The sequence below is a fragment of the Pseudomonas brassicacearum genome (genome assembly GCF_000585995.1).
Taxonomy (GTDB): Bacteria; Pseudomonadota; Gammaproteobacteria; order Pseudomonadales; family Pseudomonadaceae; genus Aquipseudomonas; species Aquipseudomonas brassicacearum_A.
Genome location: NZ_CP007410.1, coordinates 3,052,187 through 3,073,434 on the forward strand (window position 1 = coordinate 3,052,187; position 21,248 = coordinate 3,073,434).

17 protein-coding genes and 1 pseudogene are annotated in these 21,248 nt (G+C 61.1%); 8 read left to right on the forward strand and 10 right to left on the reverse strand.

The window, feature by feature from the left end:
* Nucleotides 1–5: 5 nt before the first annotated feature.
* Nucleotides 6–776 carry a fumarylacetoacetate hydrolase family protein gene (locus CD58_RS13280; protein WP_025213484.1) on the reverse strand — a complete coding sequence of 257 codons (771 nt, stop codon included), beginning with the start codon at nt 774–776 and terminating at the stop codon, nt 6–8.
* Nucleotides 773–1,450, reverse strand: a complete 678-nt coding sequence (locus tag CD58_RS13285) for a fumarylacetoacetate hydrolase family protein (RefSeq protein ID WP_025213485.1) — start codon at nt 1,448–1,450, stop codon at nt 773–775. The genes CD58_RS13280 and CD58_RS13285 overlap by 4 nt, the downstream gene beginning before the upstream one ends.
* Nucleotides 1,451–1,636: 186 nt before the next feature.
* On the opposite strand from CD58_RS13285, the gene hpaA reads away from it, so the two are divergent.
* Both hpaA and hpaR read left to right on the forward strand, forming a co-directional pair.
* Complete coding sequence (gene hpaA, locus CD58_RS13290; protein ID WP_025213486.1) at nt 1,637–2,542, forward strand: 4-hydroxyphenylacetate catabolism regulatory protein HpaA; 906 nt, start codon at nt 1,637–1,639, stop codon at nt 2,540–2,542.
* A gap of 140 nt (nt 2,543–2,682) precedes the next feature.
* Nucleotides 2,683–3,105 carry a homoprotocatechuate degradation operon regulator HpaR gene (gene hpaR, locus CD58_RS13295; RefSeq protein ID WP_025213487.1) on the forward strand — a complete coding sequence of 141 codons (423 nt, stop codon included), beginning with the start codon at nt 2,683–2,685 and terminating at the stop codon, nt 3,103–3,105.
* On the opposite strand, the gene CD58_RS13300 is transcribed toward hpaR, so the two are convergent.
* From CD58_RS13300 to wecB, 5 genes and pseudogenes are all read right to left on the reverse strand, one after another.
* Entirely contained in the window at nt 3,106–3,981 is an 876-nt protein-coding gene (locus CD58_RS13300; RefSeq protein ID WP_025213488.1) for a hypothetical protein, read from the reverse strand. It abuts the gene before it with no gap.
* An 87-nt stretch (nt 3,982–4,068) separates the two neighbouring features.
* Nucleotides 4,069–6,615, reverse strand: coding sequence for a bacteriophage N4 adsorption protein A (locus tag CD58_RS13305; RefSeq protein ID WP_025213489.1), 2,547 nt, complete (start codon nt 6,613–6,615; stop codon nt 4,069–4,071).
* Nucleotides 6,612–8,726 carry a glycosyl transferase family protein gene (locus CD58_RS13310; protein WP_025213490.1) on the reverse strand — a complete coding sequence of 705 codons (2,115 nt, stop codon included), beginning with the start codon at nt 8,724–8,726 and terminating at the stop codon, nt 6,612–6,614. The genes CD58_RS13305 and CD58_RS13310 overlap by 4 nt, the downstream gene beginning before the upstream one ends.
* A 12-nt stretch (nt 8,727–8,738) precedes the next feature.
* Nucleotides 8,739–10,935: pseudogene (locus CD58_RS13315) on the reverse strand (hypothetical protein).
* Between the two features lie 36 nt (nt 10,936–10,971).
* Entirely contained in the window at nt 10,972–12,204 is a 1,233-nt protein-coding gene (gene wecB, locus CD58_RS13320) for a non-hydrolyzing UDP-N-acetylglucosamine 2-epimerase (RefSeq protein WP_080712637.1), read from the reverse strand.
* Between the two features lie 927 nt (nt 12,205–13,131).
* On the opposite strand from wecB, the gene CD58_RS13325 reads away from it, so the two are divergent.
* From CD58_RS13325 to CD58_RS13335, 3 genes are read left to right on the forward strand one after another with little or no spacing between them, the layout of a single operon-like run.
* A complete protein-coding gene (locus CD58_RS13325) occupies nt 13,132–13,680 on the forward strand; it encodes a TRAP transporter small permease (RefSeq protein WP_025213492.1) in 549 nt (182 codons plus the stop codon).
* A complete protein-coding gene (locus CD58_RS13330; RefSeq protein WP_025213493.1) occupies nt 13,677–14,957 on the forward strand; it encodes a TRAP transporter large permease subunit in 1,281 nt (426 codons plus the stop codon). The genes CD58_RS13325 and CD58_RS13330 overlap by 4 nt, the downstream gene beginning before the upstream one ends.
* Before the next feature lie 56 nt (nt 14,958–15,013).
* Complete coding sequence (locus CD58_RS13335) at nt 15,014–16,033, forward strand: TRAP transporter substrate-binding protein (protein WP_025213494.1); 1,020 nt, start codon at nt 15,014–15,016, stop codon at nt 16,031–16,033.
* 165 nt (nt 16,034–16,198) lie between these two features.
* Here the strand turns inward: CD58_RS13335 and CD58_RS13340 are convergent, their stop codons facing one another.
* Nucleotides 16,199–16,990 carry a transporter substrate-binding domain-containing protein gene (locus CD58_RS13340; protein ID WP_025213495.1) on the reverse strand — a complete coding sequence of 264 codons (792 nt, stop codon included), beginning with the start codon at nt 16,988–16,990 and terminating at the stop codon, nt 16,199–16,201.
* A gap of 87 nt (nt 16,991–17,077) precedes the next feature.
* Complete coding sequence (locus CD58_RS13345) at nt 17,078–17,731, reverse strand: TetR family transcriptional regulator (protein ID WP_025213496.1); 654 nt, start codon at nt 17,729–17,731, stop codon at nt 17,078–17,080.
* A gap of 150 nt (nt 17,732–17,881) precedes the next feature.
* Between CD58_RS13345 and CD58_RS13350 the strand changes: the two genes are divergently transcribed.
* From CD58_RS13350 to CD58_RS13360, 3 genes are all read left to right on the forward strand, one after another.
* Nucleotides 17,882–19,123 (forward strand): arabinose transporter, encoded by a 1,242-nt coding sequence (locus CD58_RS13350; RefSeq protein WP_025213497.1) that lies wholly within the window; start codon nt 17,882–17,884, stop codon nt 19,121–19,123.
* 62 nt (nt 19,124–19,185) lie between these two features.
* Nucleotides 19,186–20,052, forward strand: coding sequence for an SDR family oxidoreductase (locus CD58_RS13355; protein ID WP_025213498.1), 867 nt, complete (start codon nt 19,186–19,188; stop codon nt 20,050–20,052).
* A 48-nt stretch (nt 20,053–20,100) separates the two neighbouring features.
* Nucleotides 20,101–20,526 carry a VOC family protein gene (locus CD58_RS13360; RefSeq protein WP_025213499.1) on the forward strand — a complete coding sequence of 142 codons (426 nt, stop codon included), beginning with the start codon at nt 20,101–20,103 and terminating at the stop codon, nt 20,524–20,526.
* 66 nt (nt 20,527–20,592) lie between these two features.
* On the opposite strand, the gene CD58_RS13365 is transcribed toward CD58_RS13360, so the two are convergent.
* Entirely contained in the window at nt 20,593–21,225 is a 633-nt protein-coding gene (locus CD58_RS13365) for a response regulator (RefSeq protein WP_025213500.1), read from the reverse strand.
* Nucleotides 21,226–21,248 lie beyond the last annotated feature (23 nt).

Genomic DNA, 21,248 nt, shown 5'->3' on the forward strand with positions numbered 1-21,248 from the left:
GCTGCTCATGCCTCTTTACGGGATGCGAAGAACTCGGCTTCGCTGACAATGTGGTTGACCAGCCGGCCGACGCCTTCCACTTCCACGATTACTTCATCACCGGGCACTACGTCTGCCAGGCCCTCCGGCGTGCCGGTGGCGATCATGTCGCCGGGTTGCAGGGTCATGAAGCTGGACAGGTATTCGATCAGGTAGGGAATGTCGAAAATCATGTCCTTCGTGCTGCCTTCCTGACGCAGTTCACCATTGATCCAGGTGCGTAACTTCAGGTCGCTCGGGTCCGGCACATCGGCCACGTCGACGATCCACGGGCCGACTGGGGTCGTGGCGTCACGGTTCTTCACTCGCAGGTTGGGGCGGTAGTAGTTTTCCAGGTAGTCGCGGATCGCGTAGTCGTTGCACACCGTGTAGCCGGCGAGGTACTCCAGGGCGTCCTCGCGCTTGACGTTGCGCGCTTCTTTGCCGATGACCGCCACCAGCTCGCACTCGTAGTGCATATAGGCGACGTTATCGGGGCGCCAGGTTTCCTGGTTGTGGCCGGTGTAGGTGCCGGGCGACTTGATAAACGCCAGGGGCTCGGTCGGCGGCTTGAACGCCAGCTCGGCGGCGTGATCGGCATAGTTCAGGCCTAGGGCGAACATGCTGCCGGTGGCCGGTGGCAGCCATTGGACCCGGTCCTCGGCCAGCAGGCGACCATCGGCCAGACGCACGGCGTTGTGGGCTTCAACGGTGACGGCGTGAACCTGGCCTTCAAAACGAATGCGCGCGTGTTTCATAAACGTGCTCCTGTTTGCTCGGCGACGACGGTATTGACCAGGCGGCCCAGGCCGCCGATTTCCACTTCGACGCGGTCGCCGGGCACTACATCAACCCGACCCTCGGGCGTACCGGTGATCAGCACGTCGCCTTCGTGAAGGGTCATGAATTCGCTGATCTCGGCAATCAGTTGAGGGATGTTGCGAACGAAATTGGCCGTGTTGTTTTGCTGGCGTACCTCGCCGTTCACATACAGCGTGATCGCCAGGCTGTGTGGGTCGGCAAGCTTCGCGATGGGCACCAGCTCAGGGCCGATGGCGCAGAATCCGTCCCGGCACTTGGCCTTGACGGCGGGGCGGTAGTAGCTGTCTTCCGGCAGGCTGAACTCATTGACGACGGTGTAGCCAGCGACGTAGTCCAGCGCCTCGGCGGCGCTGACACGGCTGGCCGACTTGCCCATCACCACGCCAAGGGCCGGTCCGGGTTGCAGCCTGTCGCCATGACCCGGATGAACCACGTCGGCACCGTGCCGGTTGCGGGTGTTGGGCGTCTTGATGAACAGCACCGGCTTGACCGGCGGTTTCTGGTAGGGCGGTTGCTCGAACTCGGCGAGGCGCTGTTTCAGCAGCCCCTGATAGTTCAGCGCGACCCCGAACAGGGTGCCTGTCGCGACGTCATGCAGGGCACGGCTCATGCTTGTCTCCTGGCGATGCAGAGTGATGAGGGCTCTGCGATATTGTTAATGTGTTAACAGTTATAATTAAGATGTTAACTATCGTCAAGCGTGGCAGAATCATCGGGTGCTGGTTGCCCTGCCAGATCCGGTGCAGGATGAGCACGAGCCGGTGCCTGAATCAGAATAAAAAACGAGTACTGCGTGATGACCGACCGTCAGCCGATCCCGAATATCAACATTGGTCAGGTGTACGACCAGCGCTACAGCGATGCCGAGGTCCACTACGACCGGCTCGCCAACCTGGCGGATTTTTTCGGCCGCAACATGCCGGTTCATCGCCACGACCGTTTCTTTCAGGTGCACTACGTCAAGAGCGGCACCGTGCGGGTGTATCTCGACGATCAGCAATACGTCGAGTCCGGGCCGATGTTCTTCCTCACGCCGCCGACCATCCCTCATTCGTTCGTGACCGAGGCCGACAGTGACGGGCATGTACTGACGGTGCGCCAGCAATTGGTGTGGCAATTGATCGACGCCGATCCGAGCCTGGCGCCGGCCGGTGTGCAAATGCCGGCAGCCTGCGTGGCGCTGGCGCAATTGGGACCGGAACAGGCGAGGGAGGTGCGGCGGTTGGAATACTTGTTCGAGGAGCTGAGCGAGGAGGTGACGGCCACGCGGGCGGGGCGCAGCGCGGCACTGGACGGCTTGACGCGGCTGATCATGATCAGCCTGCTGCGGTTGTGCTCCAACTCCCTGGAAGCCCGGCCGGCCCGGCATGAAGACCTGAAGATCTTTCATCGTTTCAATGAGCTGATCGAGGCTCATTATCTGCAGCATTGGCCGTTGTCGCGCTACGCCGAGGGCATCGGCGTGACTGAGGCGCGCCTGAACGACGTATGCAGACGCATCGCCGACTTGCCTTCCAAGCGCCTGATCATGGAGCGGCTGATGCAAGAGGCCAAGCGCCTGCTGCTGTTCACCGGCAGCTCGGCCAATGAAATCTGCTACCAGCTCGGGTTCAAGGATCCAGCCTATTTCAGTCGTTTTTTCCAGCGCTACGCCCAACTGACGCCCGGGGAGTATCGCCAGCGGCAATCGGGGTTGCGTTGAGCGGTGCATCAACTCAATGGGCTGCTTCGCAACCCAGCGGGGCGGTGCGACGTTTCGCTAAAGCCCCTCGCCACAGTTGTTCTTGCAGCAGTGGGATGGCGACACTAAGCTGCCGACTCGCCCATCCAAACCGTGTGAACATGGCCAATCCCAGACCTTCATTGACCCTGACCCTGTTGCAAGCCCGCGAAGCCGCCATGGCTTTTTTCCGCCCGGCGCTGAATCAGCATGACCTCACGGAGCAACAATGGCGGGTGATCCGCATCCTGCACCAGCAAGGTGAGCTGGAAAGCCATCAGCTCGCTCATCAGGCCTGCATCCTCAAACCGAGCATGACCGGCGTGCTCAGCCGCCTGGAGCGCGATGGCCTGGTGCGTCGACAGAAGTCGAGCCAGGATCAGCGCCGGGTTTTCGTCGGCCTGACCGAGCGCGGCCAGCAGTGCTTTGTGTCGATGAGTGAGGGGATGGAAAGCAACTATCGCCGCATCGAGGAACAATTCGGCGAGGACAAAATGCAGCAATTGCTGGCGTTGCTCAATGAGCTGAAAAACATCAAGCCTTGATCAAGGCGTGGCCAGGGATTGCTTCAATTGGTCCACCAGCGCAGGCGTCATATAGTGCGGGCCATCGAACAGGTAGAGCGGGTACCCGTCATAGGCCGCCAGTTGCGGCTTGAGTTCGGCCACGGTGGCTGAGCGGAAGCCACCGCCGTATTTCGGGCGGAAGGCTTCGACGATGATCCGCACGCGGTCTTTGCCAAGCCGATCACGCAGGGCGTCGGCATAGTTGCGCGCGACCGGGGCGGTGCGGGCATAGACGCCGACGCCGTCCTGGAAAAACACGCCGATGTCGTTCGGCAACCATTGCTTGAGCCAGTCGGCGGTGGCGGCAGGGCCGATATTGGCGCCGTCGTAGACGCTGATCCAGAGTGGGCGCGGCAGTTTGGCCAGCAAGGCCGGCAGTTCCGTGGCGCGAGCCCAACTCGGATCGACTTCGGCGGGGAAGTACCAGCCGGTGACATGCAGCGGCGTGGGCAGCCCTGCAATGCGTTCCGACACCGCCGCCAATTGCTCGATGTTGTCCCGTGAGCGATTTTCACTGAAGTAGCCGGCCAGCCCGAGGATGACATCCTGGGCCCAGGGTGCCTTGGCGATGCGCGCCCAGTCCGGCAGTACCGGTACGTTGGTCAAACCGGTGCCAGGCACGAAGGCCTGGTCGTCCACCACCGTCCACTGCACCAGCAGCTCGTGCACCCCGAGTTTTTCCCAGGTGCCGTTGATGCCGACGGTCTGGTTGTCCGGCTGCCAGACGATGCCGACGATGTTCGCAGCTGCGGTAGTGGTCATGGTGTAGTACGTCCCTGTACCGATGCCGATGGCCGCGACCAATAACAGCGCCGCGACGATCTTGCGATTGACTGCACGGGCGAAGCTTTTCAAACAAGCCCCTTCTGGATGCAGTGTAGTCGCGGATCGGCAAGGCCAGACGCTTTTCGTACCGATGGATCGAACATCACGTCAACGTCCTCAATAGGAGTAGGTCAGGCGCGCGAACACGCCTTTGGCGCGGTCCTCGCCAAACACCCTGGCCCGGTACTGCAGGGAAAAGTCCACGTAGGAACGGGGGGCATTGTAGGCATCTTCCCGGAACCAATAACGTACGTTGTTTCCTATCCCGATGCCCCCGGCGTCGCCGGACGAGAAATCACCATTGGATTCGCTCTTCATCTTCGAATCGTAGTCAATTGCCGCCACGATATGAGGGAAGGTCACCCAGCGCGAACCGGTGCCGCCAATCGCATAGCTGCGACCCACTTGCCATTCGCTGTTGAAGTAATTGCGCGAGTCGTTGATGTAATGGCCGACCTCGGCATACAACTGCGAGGTCCACCAGCTCGGCACATCGACCCGCAGGTCGGTACCGATGCTCGAACCGTAGCCCAGGCGCACCAGCCAGTCGCCTTCGACATTGGACGAGCCAAGGGGGAAGGTGCGTTCGAGGGCGGCCATGATGTTGACGGAACTGAAGGGTTTGACCCGTACGCCAAGCGCCCCTTGCAAGGCATCGGCGCCGGTGTCCGAGTCGCTGTTCTTGCTCCACAGGGTGTCGGTAATACGCCCGTAGAGCTCGACAAAGCGGGCATTGCGATAACCCAGCGGGCGCCAGGACAACTCGGTGCTGTTTTGCAGCAAGTCATTGCTTTGGCTGCCGCTGCTGCCGGTGCTCGGTGCCGCACTCAGGCCACTGGAGCTGTTGCCGCGATAGCTGGTGGTGCTGGTCAGGCCCATCCTGCGTGAAACGTCACCCACGGCGCGACGGGTATCGAACAGTTGTTGCGCGGACATGGGCGTTTCTGCTGTTTCTTGCCCATCGATCACGCGCTTGAAGTACGCGACGGATTCGTCGTCTTCATGGACACGCATGGCGTTGTAGGCGGCGTCCTGGGCTGCCGCCGGCTTCAGTGGCGCCGTGGCATCGGCCTTGCGGAACGCCACGTGGGCCGCTTCGTCGTCGCCGGCCTGCATCGAGAGGTAGGCAAGCTGCAGGTCACTGACCGAGGCCAGTTCACCGGAGGTCCGGGCCTCTTGCAGACGTTCCCGGGCTGTGCGGCGTTGACCGATGGCGGCATACAACCCGGCCTCTTCATAGGCCGGCAGGGTGCCCAGGGCCAGGGCATGGGCAAAATCCTTCCGGGCGCCGGCATCGTCTCCGGTTTGTTGGCGCAGGCGTCCACGCATGACCAACAGCCGGGCGTCATCGCCATGGGCTTGCAGGCCTTCGCTGGCCGCCGCGATGGCTTGGGTCAGGCGTTTCTGCTCGGTCAGGGCGCTGACCAGCAGATGCCGATAGGACGGGTTCTGTGGCGCACGGGCAATGGCCTGGTTTGTCAGGGTGACCGCGGTTGCCGGGTCTTTGCGGGCGAGGGCGGCATAGGCCTGGGAGGCCAGGGCTGTGCCGGCATCATGGGTGCTGCCGGGCCAGATGGCGCAGGTCAGGCCGAAGGTGCTTTCCTGGCATTCCAGGGACGGTGGCGCCAACTGGCTCATCGTGTTGAAGCCCTTGTTCTTCTGGCGCAGCGCCACGCGGGCGGCTGTCCGCCGGCGGATCACCTCATCACTGTCGTCGTTGCCCAGGGCCTGTAATTGGTCCAGCGCTTGCTGAGGCTCGCCTCGGGCCTGCGCGACGTCGACGGCAAAGAGGCGGATGTCACGGATTTCGCTGGCCGACACGCCAGGCAGTGCCTGGGCACGGTTCAAATCGGCCTGGGCCGCTTGGATCTTGCCCTGGCGTTCCCGAGCATAGCTGCGCAGGATCCACGGGGCGGGTTTACTGTCGTCCAACGCCAATGCACCCGAGGCGGCCTGTTCGGCAGCGGGGTAATCCTTGTTCGCGAGCAGGGCGCTGATGAGCAGTTGCTGGTTGGCGGAGATTTCCGGAGCCCAGGCCACGGCTTTGCGGGCCTGGTCCACGGCCATGGCCGCATTGCCTTGTTCCAGGGCGCGGTAGCCCTGGGTCGCCAACGGCACGGCGAGTTGCCGGCGGATCGCTTGGCGGCGCAGCAACAAGGTGTTGTCCTTGGCGAAGGTCCTCAGGGCCTCGGAAGTCGCCTGATCGGCTTCTTCCAGATGTTGCTGGCGTTGCAGGGAATCAATCAATAACAACCGGTATTCCCGGCGACGGGGCGCCTGGGCGATGGCCTTGCGGGCCGATTGCGCGGCCAGGCCGAATTGTTCGTGATCATAGGCTTTGAACCCCTGGGACGCGGCGGCGAAGCCCGGTGCTGCCGGCGCGGCGCGGGACGACCTGGCGGTCTGCGGCTGGTCGCGGAGTTTCTTGTCCCGTTCGGCCAACTCAATCAGCGTGTTCAGGCGCGTCACGTCGGCGCGTAGGCGCAGGGCTTCGCGCGCCTTGGCGATGGCCAGGTCGTAGTCCTTGCGCTCGTAGGCACTGTAGGCCTCGTTGGCGGCGGTGTACGCCGGCCCGGTCAATGGCAGCGGCAACGTCTCGGCCGACGCCAGTGCAGAGATCAGGCTCAGCCCCGTGGCCAAAAGGGTCAAAAGGGGGCGGTTCATGCCGGAAGCTCCATTGGGTAGAGGCTGTGCTGGCGTGCCACCACCTGTTCGATAGTGGCTCGCGGCAGCACGCCGCTGTCGACCAGGTAATCGCCGATCCGGCCGTGATGCTGCGGACGATACTGCAGCATGGCGCGGCTGAACTGATCGCGATCGAGCAAGCCCATTTCGATCAGCAGGTCGCCCAGCAACGGTGCGCTGGCATTCGGTACAGCATGGCCGTTGTTCGCTGGCATTTGGCGCAACAGCGCGAGAATTTCACTTTCTCGGGCGATCAGTTGCACCGGCTCGTTGCCCAATTCGGCGCTGACCTGTTCCAGGCCTTCGTCGGAAAGCGGGTTGGCGACGGCGATCTGTTCACGACCTTCGCCATTGCGTCCCAGGGGAATGACCCGCCAGCGCAAGGCAAACTCGCTGGCCAGTGATGAGGTTGAGGCAGCCGCTTTTTCGGTCACGTCGAAGACCCGCGGCAAGTCATTCTGGAACGCAATGGCTTCGGCCAGGGTTTCGTCGTCCAGCCAGCCGTTATTGAGCAGAATCCGACCCAACGGCACATTACGCGACTGCTGTTCGTCGAGGGCGCTTTGCAGGTTGGTGTCAGTAATGGCCTGCCAGGACAGCAATACACTGCCCAGGCGACGCGGTGCGGTGGCGACCAGGTCCGTGGACGGGAAGTCATGCATGGTCTTGTCCCAGACCAGCTTGCGGTTCATCACCTTGCCCACGAGGAACATGCGCCAGGCCCTGGAGGCGGCCATGAAGTTGACGAAGTTGCCCACCAGCATGCGCGGGATCGACAGCAGACCGTGCTGCCAGCCGTACAACACGGTGGTGAAGTAATAGCGATGCAGGATGCGCCAGACCAGGGCGACGCCGTTGGCCAGCAATAGGTATTGGATCACGCCGTTGGTTTCAAAGGGCGTTGGGAAACTGACGTTCCACAAGCCGCTGTTGCGCAGGATGATCAGGCCCAGCAGTTGCACCAGGATCACATAGGCAATGATGCTGATGAACGCGGTCACAACGCCCTTGCGGTCGCGAAACAGCAGGTATCGGTTGGCCAGCGAGCCATTCCAGCCCATCTGTTCCCAGCCTTGCAGGCCGATGCCGAGGGTCCAGCGAGCCTTTTGCCGAAAGGCGGTGCGGAAGGTATCGGGGAAAAACTCGCGCACGCACAGCGGCATTGTCAGGGTCGATTCATAGGGCTTGCGGAACCAGGATTTGCGCAGCACCCGGAACTGCACGGGGAAGCGTACGAAGATCGCGTTCATGCCGACCTTGGCCAGCCGCGCGCCGACGTCATAGTCCTCGGTGAGGCTGTCGGTGTTGAACGGTTGGTTTTCGGTTTCGCCGGCCAGCACCCGCAGGGCGCGATGGGAAAAACAGGTGCCGACACCGGCCGAGGGCACGGTGTCGGTCATGCTTTCGCGCACCACCAGGTCCTTGCCGTGCCATTCGGCAAACTCGTCCATGTAGACGCCCGCGACCCATTCGTACCAGTTGCGCTCCAGCGACACTACCGGCAATTGAATCATGTCCTTGCGCGGCAACAGGTAGTTGAACAGACGCAGTTCCAATGGATGCAGCACGTCTTCACTGTCGTGCAGTACGACGCCGGCGAAGGTCATGCCATGGGTTTTCTCATGCAGGAAAATCGCCTGGATCACCCAGTTCAAACAGTCAGCCTTGCAGGTCGGCCCCGCATGGGGCACTTCCACGCGATGCAGTTGTTTATAGCGCCGGCGCATCCGCTCGACTTCGTCGATGGTGCGCTGGTCGTTGATATAGGTGCCGACGAAGACGACGTAGTTCTGGTAGTCGAGCGTCGACACCATGTTTTCGATCATCGGCGCGATGACGTCGTATTCCAGCCAGGCCGGCACCATGATCGCCAACGGTTGTTCGTCCCGGGCCAACAGTTGCTCGGCGGTCAGCGGCCGGTATCTGCGGTCCACGGTGAACTTGCGGTATAGGCGACGAGACCAGTACCACACGTCAATGATCAGATCGTCCAGGCTGGAGATCAGGATCAGTACCGCGACCACAATGGTCGCGGCTTCCAGGTAGTTATAGTAGTGGGCCAGCCAATAGGGCCAATAAAGCGACGTCATCAAAGGTTACCGTTACTGGCGATTGCGACGGGCGCTACGGCCAGCCAGCAACAAGATAAGGAACAAGGCAATGCCACCCGGGATCAGCCAAAGCAGTGACGGTTTACGCCAGGCATCCAGGCCCTTGGGTTCTTCCTGGCCGATCAACTGGCTGCCGTTGGGATCCTGGGTATCGAAGATCGCCACGGCACCGCTGTCGCCCAGGGGTCAGCACAATCGGCTTGGCCAGGCTTGGGGGTTGGTCGCCCAGGGACCGATAGACCAGGCCGTGCTGGCCCGAGGTCTGCACCACTTGCAGGGAAGCCAACTGGTTGAGGCGCTGCACATCCAGCATCACTTGGTCTTTATGGTTGATGCGCAGGTGACCCTGCTCATCGACCTGCACCGATTCCTTGCTGTCCTTGAGTGGCAGTTCGAACGCCAGGAAGGCTTTATCCGGGCTGACGGTGGCTTTTGGATCGGCACTGACTTTCAACTGCGCGCGCAACGGCGAGACACCCGAGGCATCGGCCACCGAGATCACTTGGGCCAGGCTGTTGGCCGGGTGGTCAAGGTACGCCTGGGGAACGAGCACTTGGGTGTCAACGGCGAAGCGTGCGGCGATGCCGGAGAAATCGTCACCCAACGAGGTTTTGTCCAATACGATATGGCTGGTCGGCAGCACCGACACCGGGAACGCTTGCGGGGTTTCCAGGCAACGGTCACTGACCGGTTGGCGTTGGAACGAGACGCGCAAGACGTTTTTCGAGCCCAGGGCGTAGCGTGGGATGTGAGCCTGGATGCGTTGCGGTTGGCCATCGGTGGTCAGTTGCTGGGCACCGATCAGGAAATCATTGAAAAACAGCGAGGCCACGGGCGCGGTGTCCGAAGCACCGGGTGCAGCGGAGACGTCGACCACGGCGGTAACGGGCAGGCGACCGTCATAGGCCACGCTGCCCAGGGGGAACGAGGTGCTCCAGTCGAATCGCGATGCCACGTCGAAGGTGCCGGAGGCGCCGCCCAGTCGCGACAGGGCCACGCGGCCATCGTCGCTCAACGGGGCCTGGGCTTCGATCACGGTCAACTGGCGGCTGCGCGCGAGCTTGTTCCACGCGGAACCCAGCAAGGACAAGGCTTTGCCGGTCGCATCCGGGGCAATCATCAATACCGGGCGAGTGCCCAGCAGTGCCAGACGCACGTTGTCAGTGCCGGTGCTCACCATGGCAGCGTTGACGTGCGCATTGCGCCATTGGGTCAAGGCCGTGGCCGCCGCTGCGTCGACGCCTTGGACTTGGCTTTGCAAGGCATCCAGGGACTGGTTGATGGCCTTGAGCAGTTCTGGGTCGTTGATTGCCAGGTCAGCTTGCACGTTCGTGGTCTGGCCAAGCATCAGCAGCGCACCGATTTCGGCTGGGTTGGCCAAGGTGTGCTGGCCTTTGCCGTTGAGGCTGGCGAAGGCGGGAATGTTCAACAGCTCGGCCGGGACGCGCAGGCCGCTCAGGTCCACGCTGTCCTGCACGGCAGGGAAGGGCAGGATGCGCGCATGTTTGCCGATACGCTCCAGGGCCACGCCCAATCGCCAGGCGGCGTCATAGCTGCCAGCCGACAGCGAGCCAGGTGCGACCAGGATGCCGGGGTTGGCGGGCAAAGTGGTCCAGGCGGCACCGACATCCTGCAGTTGGCTGGCGTCGTAGCTGTAGTTCAGGCGGGTATCCGGCTGAATGCGCAGCACGTTGCCTATGACCCGATCTTCTTCACACAGCGGCCGGGAAACCACCGAGGACCAGGCAATGCCCAAACGCACCAGGCCATTGTCGCGCGGGGCCTTGTCTACGCCCAGTTTGACGCTGGCATCGCCCTGCGCTTCGCTGAGGCCTTCGGCACGCACTGGATAACCGTCGAGCGACAGCAGCATGGTGTTGCGGCCCCCTTCGCCATTGAGATAGCTGGCGTCCAGCTGCAGCGTCGCATCGTCGAGCGTCACGCCGGCGGGTACCGGCAAATACAGTTCGCGTCGAGCGTCGCTGGCGCCCAGCAGGATCGGCGCCGTGATGCCCAGGTCGCTCAAGCGAATCTCACGCTCCTGGCGGGTATCGGCGTTGAGTCGATGGATTGCCTGGGTGAGCGGGCTATCCGCAGCCAGGGCAAAGGTCGGCATGAGCGCGAGCAGGCTCAGGCCACAGGCAAGGGCGCTGAGCGCGCCCGTATGGATGGCAACGGAAGGCTTCATTCAGGCAAATCTCGATCTGATAAGGGTAAGTAGCGGTTATGAGGTGAAATCGGCGAGCAACTCGCGTGGCTCGGACAGCGGCGTGTGTAACGGCTCGTGAGTCGGTTGCACCTGGCCCACGACAAAATCGTCGACCGGGCGCCTCATCAGGGTATCGACGATGCGTTGGCTGGCCTTGCCATCGCCATAGGGGTTGACCGCCTGTGAGGTACGACGCCACAAGGCCTCGTCGTCGAACAGCGCGTTCACGCCGGCAATGATTGAGGCCGGGGACGTGCCAACCAGGCGCACGGTACCGGCGGCCACGGCTTCGGGGCGTTCGGTGACGTCGCGCATCACCAGCACCGGTTTACCCAGGGACGGCGCTTCTTCCTGCACACCGCCGGAGTCCGTGAGGATGACGTGGGCGTGTTGCATCAGGCGCACGAACGCCAGGTAATCCAGGGGGTTGATCAAGTGCACGTTGAGCAGGTCACCCAGTTGTTCGGTCACCGGCCCCAGCACGTTGGGATTGAGATGCACCGGGTAGACGATCTGGATGTCAGTACGCTGGGCCAGATGACGCAAGGCTTTGCAGATGTCCAGGAAGCCCTCGCCGAAGTTTTCCCGGCGATGACCGGTCACCAGCAACAGCTTGCGCCCGGTTTGCAGGAACGGGAACTGTTGGTCCAGTTCGCCACGCAACTGTGCATCCTCATTGATGCGCTGGGCAGTCAGTTGCAGGGCGTCGATGACGGTGTTGCCCGTCACCAGGCAGCGGCCCTGCAGGCGTTCGCCCAGCAGGTTGTCGCGGGATTGTCCGGTAGGGGCAAACAACAGGTCGGCACTGAGATCGATGCAACGACGGTTCATTTCTTCCGGCCACGGACTGTAGATGTCACCGGTGCGCAGCCCGGCTTCGACATGGCCCACGGGAATACGCCGGTGGAAGGCGGCCATCGAAGCCACCATGGCTGAGGTGGTGTCGCCATGGACCAACACCCGATCCGGCCGGGTCTGTTCCAGGACCGGGTCGATGGCGCTATAGAGGGCGGCAGTCAGGGAGTTGAGGGTCTGGTGCGGGGTCATCACGTCAAGGGTGAAATCGGCCTTGAGATCGAACAGATCCAGCACTTGCTTGAGCATGCTTTGATGCTGGCCGGTGACGCAGATCAGCGACTCGATGCCGGGTTCGGCGGCGAGGGCCTTGACCAGGGGGGCCATCTTGATGGCTTCGGGACGGGTGCCGAAGATCGACAGGATCTTGATCCGTGGGACTTGAATAGCGATGACGCCCTTCCTCGCGCAGTTTTCTGCGCCGCACAACAGCCGTCCAGGCACGATAAAGTGGCTGGGCAAGCAAGCGGTTTAAGTTAAATAAATCCGATGATCAGGCAGCGGCCCACGTGCACAGGAAGTGACGTAGTGGCATCTTGCGATCTGACCCGTCAAATTAATAGCATTAAAGATCGTTAGCGCAAAGTTTTATATGTGAAGTTTCAATAATATTTTTTTACAAGCTTTTTTAGCGACAGGAGAGGGCGGTTGGAATTGAACGTTGTATTCTTATTAGTGTTTGATTTATAAAGTTTTTTTGTAATTTATGTGAGCTTGTGGATGGTCGCGGGCGGTGCGTGCAAGGTGGCTGTCGGTTTTTTGACAGCTCGCGTCAATGATGATGTAAGACATTGGCTCGTCATTAGAATGACGCCTGTATATTGTCAAAAACGCTAAGCAGGTAGTACTTAAGTGCCAAGTCTTATAAGTAGCAAAAAGTTCAATCTTAATTGAACGCTTATTTAAATAAGTCGCAACGGCGATGCTCATTATTCGTGTTCGCAAAACAGCGCATCTCTTAATGAAGGCAGTTGCCCCGAAGCCTTCCTTAAGTCCAATGCGACGCAGATAAAACCGCTGGCTCCCTCTAGCCGATAATCGCACGCTTTGTCATGGGTTCGTGCCTGGGTTATTGACCGAACTAACCGGTTGGTACATTTTAGGCGCAATCCGCCTTGCGTCGCCTTGCCAAGGCCATAATAAAAAATAGAGGAACACCTCATGCGGAATTGCCTGCACACCCTCAACGCCTCTCCCTTGATCTACCGCGCCTGGCCTGGAGCACGTCGCAGCGCCTACGTCTGGATCCGATAGCGGACACCGCCGCCGTTCTATCGCGCCGGCTGGATCCCGGCATCGACAATCCGAGAGGTCTTCAAGATGACAAAAGTCGTCGATCTGTATTTCAAGCTGCAAAAGCTCCTGATCGTGCTGTGCATGATCGCAATGATCGTGCTGGTGTTCGGCAACGTGGTGCTGCGCTATGCCTTCAACTCCGGCATCAGCGTGTCGGAAGAACTGTCGCGCTGGTTCTTCGTCTGGATGATTTTTCTCGGCGCCCTGGTGGCGCTCAAGGACCGTGCGCACCTGGGGATGGACAGCCTGGTCAAGCGCTTGCCACCGGCCGGCAAGCGCCTCTGCCTGGTCATCGGGCACCTGCTGATGCTGTACATCTGCTGGTTGATCTTCATCGGCAGTTGGCAGCAGGCGGTGATCAACCTGGATGTGGTCGCGCCAGCCTCAGGGTTGTCGATGGCGCTGTTCTATGCCGCCGGCCTGGTGTTCGGCGCCAGCGCCGCGCCCATCCTGCTCTACGAACTCTATCTGGCGATGTTCGGCAAGCTCGGCGATGACGAGCTGGTCATGGTCAAGGACACCGACGCCGCCGAAGTGATCGCCCATAACCCCATCAAGAGTACCCGCCCATGACACTGGTTATTTTCCTCGGGTCGTTGATGGGCAGCATGGCGCTGGGTATGCCCATTGCGTTTGCCTTGCTGGTGGTCAGCGTGGCCTTGATGTTTTATCTGGATCTGTTCGACGCGCAAATCATTGCCCAGAACCTGCTCAACGGCGCCGACAGCTTCCCTCTGATGGCGGTGCCGTTCTTCATGTTGGCCGGCGAAGTGATGAATGTCGGCGGCCTGTCCAAACGCATCGTCAACATCGCCATGGCGCTGGTGGGGCATAAGCGCGGTGGTCTCGGTTATGTGGCAATCATTGCTTCCTGCCTGTTGGCGTCGCTCTCCGGCTCGGCCGTGGCGGATGCGGCGGCACTGGCGGCGTTGCTGGTGCCGATGATGGTGCTGGCCGGGCATAACCGGGGACGCTCGGCTGGACTGATCGCCGCCGGTAGCATCATCGCGCCGGTCATTCCGCCAAGCATTGGCTTCATTGTGTTTGGCGTGGCCTCTGGCGTGTCGATTTCCAAGCTGTTCCTGGCCGGCATCGTGCCCGGGTTGATGCTTGGGGCTTCGCTGGCCGTGGCCTGGTGGTACATCTCTCGCAGCGAGAATGTCGAGACACCGCCCAAGCGCTCCCGTGCCGAAGTGCTGCGCACGTTGCTCGACGGCAGTTGGGCGATGGGTCTGCCGTTGATCATTATCCTGGGCCTCAAATTCGGCATCTTCACCCCCACGGAAGCCGCGGTGGTCGCGGCAGTCTATTCGCTATTCGTGTCCCTGGTGATCTACCGGGAAATGAAAGTCAGCCAGCTGTACGAAGTGATCCTGTCCTCGGCCAAGACCACCTCGGTGGTGATGCTGCTGGTGGCGGCGGCCATGGTTTCATCATGGCTGGTGACCATCGCCGACCTGCCGGGCCAGCTGGCGGAGCTGCTGCAACCCTTCATGGACAACCAGACCCTTTTGCTGCTGGTGATGATGGTGCTGATCATCCTGGTGGGAACGGTGATGGACATGACCCCGACCATTCTGATTCTCACCCCGGTGCTGATGCCGGCGGTCATCCAGGCGGGGATCGACCCGGTGTATTTCGGCGTGCTGTTTCTGATCAACACGGCCATCGGCCTGATTACGCCGCCGGTGGGCACGGTACTCAATGTGGTGTGTGGGGTGGCGAAGCTGGATTTCGAGGAAATCGTCCGTGGTGTGTGGCCGTTCATGCTCGCGCAGTTTGTGGTGCTGTTCCTGCTGGTGTTGTTCCCTCAGCTTGTCCTGGGGCCGTTGAAATTCTTCACCGGATAACACCGGTGCAAGCCTGGGTAGCTCGACCTTAAAAACAATAATGATCGGAGAGTGACATGCGAAAACTGATGAAAACCCTGTTGGCCGGGGCATGCGCAACGGGGTTGTTGCTGGGCAGCGTGGCGAGCCACGCGGACGAGATTCGCGAACGCACCCTGCGATTCGCGTTCCAGAACGTCAAGGAACATCCGCAAGGGCAGGGCGCGCAGAAGTTCGCCGACCTGCTCAGCGCGAAGAGCGGTGGCAAGATCAAGGTGCGTCTGTTCCCTGGCGGCACCTTGGGCGGCGACGTGCAGACCGTGTCGGCCTTGCAGGGCGGCACGCTGGACCTGACCGTGCTCAACTCCGGCATCCTGGCGGCCCAGGCACCGGACTATGCCATGCTCGATTTCCCCTTCCTGTTCAATAACGCCGAAGAAGCCCATGCGGTGATCGATGGACCGGTCGGCCAGAAACTGGCCGCGCAGTTGGACAGCAAAGGCCTGGTGGGCCTGGGCTATTGGGACCTGGGTTTCCGCAGCCTGACCAACAGCAAGCATCCCGTGACCAAGCTCGAAGACATGCAGGGCTTGAAAATTCGCGTCATCCAGTCGCCGATCTACCTGGAAACCTTCTCCGCCCTGGGAGCCAACCCTGTGCCGATGGCTTTCCCCGAGGTCTATACCGGCCTCGAACAGCACACCATCGATGGTCAGGAAAACCCATTCACGGTGATCGAGGGCAATAAGTTCTATGAGGTGCAGAAGTACCTCTCCGTGACCGGGCATATTTTCAATCCGCAGTCGTTGATCATCAGCCAGAAGACCTGGAATCGCCTCAATGACGATGAAAAGACGATGATTCGCGAGGCGGCGGCCGAAGCACAAAAATTCCAGCGGGAAGTCACCGCCGCGAGCATGGATAAGGCGAAAGCGACGCTGGCTGGCGCGATGACTGTGAACGAAATCACCCCGGCCGAGAAAGATCGCTTTCGCGAGCGCGTGCAACCGGTGATCGACAAGTTCGCCAAATCCCTGGATGGCAACCTGGTGAAGATGATGTACGACGAAATCGCCAAGGTGCGCGCGGCGCAGTGAGCAGCACTGTTGGTGATAGATACCTGATATCAATCAGGCATTGAGTGGACTTGAACCTGTGGGAGCGGGCTTGCTCGCGAAAGCGGTGGATCAGCTTGCGGTGATGCTGGATGTGCTGACGCCTTCGCGAGCAAGCCCGCTCCCACATGGGCTTCTCAGCGATCGTTATTGAGCGCTCGGAACCGCCAGCCACTGCCCAATGACTTTCTGGTAGCTGCCGTTCGCCTTGCTCAGGTGCAACCACTGGTCAACGTACATTTTCCAGGTGGTGTCGTCCCGTGGCAGCAGGTAGGCCTTCTCGCCATATTGCAGGTAACGGGTCGGATTGACGGCGCACAGGCCCGGCTTGAGTTTTTGCTGGTAGAGCGCTTCCGAGGCATCGGTAATCATCACGTCGGCTTTCTTGTCCAGCAGTTCCTGGAAGATGGTCACGTTGTCGTGGAAGTTGAGTTGGCCCTTGGGCAGGAAGGCCCGCACGAAGGCTTCGTTGGTGCCGCCGGCGGGCTCCACCAGGCGCACAGAAGGTTGGTTGATCTGCTCGATGGTCTGATAGCGCGACTGGTCTTCGCAACGAACCAGCGGGATCTTGCCATCCACGTCCAGGGTGTTGCTAAAGAACGCTTTCTTCTGACGTTCCAGCGTCACCGAAATCCCGCCCATGCCGATGTCGCACTTACCTGCCTGCATGTCCGGCATCAGATTTTTCCAGGTGGTCTGCACCCATTGCACCTTGACGCCCAGGCTGGCGGCCAGCGAGCGGGCCATGTCGATATCGATCCCTTCGTATTCGCCTGTTTCAGCTTTGTAGGTGTAGGGCTTGTAGTCGCCCGTGGTGCACACCTGCAGTTCGCCTCGTTGCAGGACCTGATCCAGGTGCGAGGGCGCAGGCTCCGCCAGGACGCTGCCGCAGAACGCCAACAGGCCGCAGATCGTCATCGTGTTTGTTATGTTTTTCATAGGAATGAACGGCTCGCAAGGAGGGACAAGGCCGTCGAGTGTAGTAAAAGTGCCGGCAGGCTGTCACTGGAGCGTCGAGACGAGCGGTCAGCCTAGGGTGGTCTCGGGGGCTTTTTGCTGCAGACTCTTCAGGTAGCCGCAAAACATATCGGCCATGGCATCGGCGTAGGTCTGGATTTGCTCGTCGGAGCGAGGCGTCGCCGAAAATCGCTTACCTACGGAACTGAGCGTCGTGATGATCAGGTCGCCGGCCAGGACGCGGGTATGCTCGCAACTATCCGGTAGCACTTGCAGCATGAAAGCGTCCACCGACTGCTGCACCGACGTTCGCGCCATCTGGTGCTCAGGGGCGTCACGGTAGAGAGGGGCGGCGTCGTTGAGGGCGATGCGTATCTGCGCCTCGTCGCATTCGGATTGGATGAACGCCTGCACCAGCGCCCTCAACCGCTCGAAGGGCGGCTTGGCGTTGTCTTCAAGAATCGTGCGCAGCATCGCGCTGGTTTGTTGCCACTCATCACTCTGCAGCCGGAACAGGATGGCCGCTTTGTTCGGAAAGTATTGGTACACCGAGCCGACGCTGACGCCCGCTCGCTCGGCGACGCGGGCCACGGTGAAGCGAGGGGCGCCGTGGGTCGCCAAAACCTGAACAGCCGCTTCCAGGACCGCTGCCACGAGCTCGGCGGAGCGCGCCTGTTTTGGCTGTTTGCGCGAGGAAATCTGTGGGCTTGGGCGCTCGGACATGCAGGGGTGAACCTCGTAGGGGGAATGCGAATAGAAAATGCGACGAAGTATTCGTATTCTGAATGCGACGAATTGATCGCATTCTAGTCGCCCCTCGAACGGCATTCAACGTCATCCCTTTGTGTTCACGATTTCTTCCGGTGTATTCCCATGACTCACAAACACGCTCAACCTGCTGCTTCGGCGGCCCCGACAGCCGCCAGCATCAACCCGGTGTTGAAACTGCTGCCACTGGTCCTGACGGTGTTCATCGGCTTCCTGACGATTGGCATGCAACTGCCGGTCTTGCCCCTGCATCTGCACGACACGTTAGGCATGGGGACGCTCGTGATAGGGCTGGTGGTGGGCGCGCAGTTTGCCGCAGCGCTGCTGTCGCGTTCCTGGGCCGGCAACTTTGCTGACATACGCGGCACCCAGCGCGCGGTCATCGTCGGCCTGGTAACGGCGGCCTGTTCCGGCCTGGTTTACCTGGTTTCCCTGGCGTTCGTCGGCATGCCGCTGGTTTCAGTCTGGCTACTGGTCCTGGGCCGCGTCATCCTGGCTATGGGCGAAAGCCTGATCGTCACCGGCGCGCTGGGTTGGGGCATTGGCTTGGTCGGACCGCAGCATGCGGGCAAGGTCATGGCCTGGAATGGCATCGCCATGTACGGCGCCTTTGCGTTGGGTGCGCCGGCTGGCGTATTCATGAATGGGCTGTGGGGATTCATGGGCATCGCCGTGGCTACGGTGTTCATTCCATTGCTGGCACTGGTGATCGTCGCCAAGGTCAGGGTTATCGCCCCCACGGCGACCCGGCGCACGCCCTTCTACAAAGTACTGGGTAGTGTCTGGGCCCCTGGCATGGGGCTGGCGTTCTGCAGCGTCGGGTTCGGGGTTATTACTGCGTTCATCGCGCTGTTATTTGCCAGCAAAGGCTGGGGTAACTCCTCGCTGGCGTTCACCGCGTTCGGCCTGGCGTTCATTGGGGCTCGCCTCCTGTTTGGGCATCTTCCGGACAAGCTCGGTGGCGCGCAGGTGGCGTTGGTCTGTGTGGTCATCGAGGCTGTCGGCCTGCTGTTGATCTGGGGAGCCGATACCGCGCTCATCGCGTATCTGGGCACGGCGTTGACCGGGTTCGGCTATTCGCTGGCCTTCCCGGGCTTTGGGGTGGAAGCGGTAAAGCGTGTTCCGGCGCAAACCCGCGGCCTGGCCATGGGCGCCTATGTGGCATTCCTTGATATTTCCCTGGGCATCACCAGTCCGCTGGCCGGCGTATTGGCGAGTGCCTGGGGGATCGAGGCGGTTTACCTGGGCGGCGCCGTGGCTGTCGCACTGTCCTTTGGCATGGCTTTGCTGCTGTTGATGGGGCAGGCCAATGCAAAGCGGTCGGTACAAGTTCAATACAAATCCTGAGCCGGCCATAGGTTATAGAGGTTTCGAGATCCCGCTTTTTTTCCAGAACAGGAGCGTTGCACATGCACGTATTCGTTACCGGCGCCACCGGTTGGGTTGGGTCGGCAGTGGTCGAGGATTTGCTCGGCGCGGGCTACCGGGTCACCGGGTTGGCCCGTTCAGAGGACAAGGTCGCCAGGCTCGCAGCCACCGGCGCGAAGGTTGTGCGCGGGACCCTTGACGACATCGAGGTCTTGCAGGCGGCGGCGCTGGCGGCGGACGCGGTGATTCACACGGCGTTCAATCATGACTTTTCCAGGTTTGCCGAAAACGCCGAGCAGGATCGTCGCGTGATCGAGGCGCTAGGCAGCGCGCTGCAAGGGTCTAGCCGACCGCTGCTCGTCACCTCGGGTTTGTCCGGGCTGAGCCGTGGCGCAGTCGAACTTGAAGTGGCCAGTCCTGCCTCACTGCGCAAATCCGAAGCGGCCGCCCGGGCGGTGGCCGAGCAGGGCGTACGCGCGGCCACCGTGCGGTTGGCGCCTTCGGTCCATGGGATGGGCGACTATGGCTTTATCCCCATCCTGATTCGTCTGGCGCGCGAGACCGGTGTATCGGCTTACCTCGGTGAGGGGCGCAATTGCTGGTCAGGTGTGCATCGGTTGGATGCCGCGAAAGTCTACCGGCTGGCGCTCGAGCAAGGCGTGACGCAGTCCGTGTACCACGCGGTCGCTGATGAGTCGGTACCGTTCAAGGCCATTGCCCAGATGCTCGGTCGCCACCTGGGCTTGCCGACGGCGTCACGCGAGCGCGAGCACTTCGGCTGGTTCGCGCGCATGGCCGGTGCGGACATGGCGGCGTCCAGTGCGCACACGCGAGCAGTGTTAGGCTGGACGCCGAATGGTCCTGACCTGCTGACAGACCTGGACCAACCGGGTTACTACCTTGGGTGAGAGTGGCGCTAGACTGACTGTTCTTTCTCGAAAATGATGGGTGTCCTGATGAGTCTTGCTCCCTTTCACCTGGCTATTCCCGTTTATGACCTCGCGGCTGCCCGTGCTTTTTACGCTGATGTGTTCGGACTGCCAGAAGGTCGTTCCAGCGCGCAATGGGTCGATTTCAATTTCTTCGGTCATCAGTTGGTGATCCATGAACAGCCGAAGACGGCGTCGCAGGAAAGTGTCCTCAGCAATCCGGTAGACGGCCACGACGTGCCTGTCCCGCATTTTGGCGTGGTGCTGGGCTGGGAGGCGTGGGAGGCACTGGCCGAGCGTTTGAAATCCTTTGGCACACCGTTCGTGATCGAACCCTATATCCGCTTCCAGGGCCAGGTGGGCGAGCAGGCGACGATGTTTTTGTTCGACCCTTGCGGCAACGCGCTGGAGTTCAAGGCGTTCAAGGATATGAGCCAGTTGTTCGCGAAGTAACGCGATGCTGATCTCTGTGGCAAGGGGATAAATCTCCCCGCCACAGAAGCGTCAGCCGAGCGCCATTCAGCGCGAAATGATCCCGTGGTCGATCGCGTATTTCACCAGCGCCGCGGGTTTGTCGATGTTCAGCTTGCGGCGGATGCTCAGGCGGTGGGTTTCGACGGTTCGCACGCTGATGTTCAGTTCGCGGGCCATTTCCTTGTTGTTCAGGCCCTGGACCATTTTGTACAGCACCTGGCTTTCGCGTGGCGTCAGTTCGTTATCGCTGTTCCGGTCGGTGGCGAGCCGCTGGGCGATCTCGGCGCTGTAGAAGGTACCGCCGCTGATGATGGCTTCGATGGCCGCGATGATTTCCCGCGATGGGGCATTCTTGAGCACATAGCCGCTGGCGCCGGATCGCACGGACTCGCTCACGTACTCGTAATTGTCGTACATGCTCAGGATGAGGATCTTGAGGCTGGGGTATTGCTTGCCCAACTGCCGGGTCAGTTCAAGCCCGTTCATGTCCTTGAGGCTGATGTCCACCAGCAGCAGGTCCGGTTGGCAGCGACCGACCATCTCGATCGCCTGCGCGCCGTTCTCGGCTTCGCCCACCACATTCAATTGAGGCATTACAGACAGCAGGGCCCTGATGCCATCGCGGACCAGGGAGTGATCGTCGACCAGCGCAACGCGGATCGCAGGGGGCAGGCTCATCGGCAGGTGCTCTTGTTGGAATG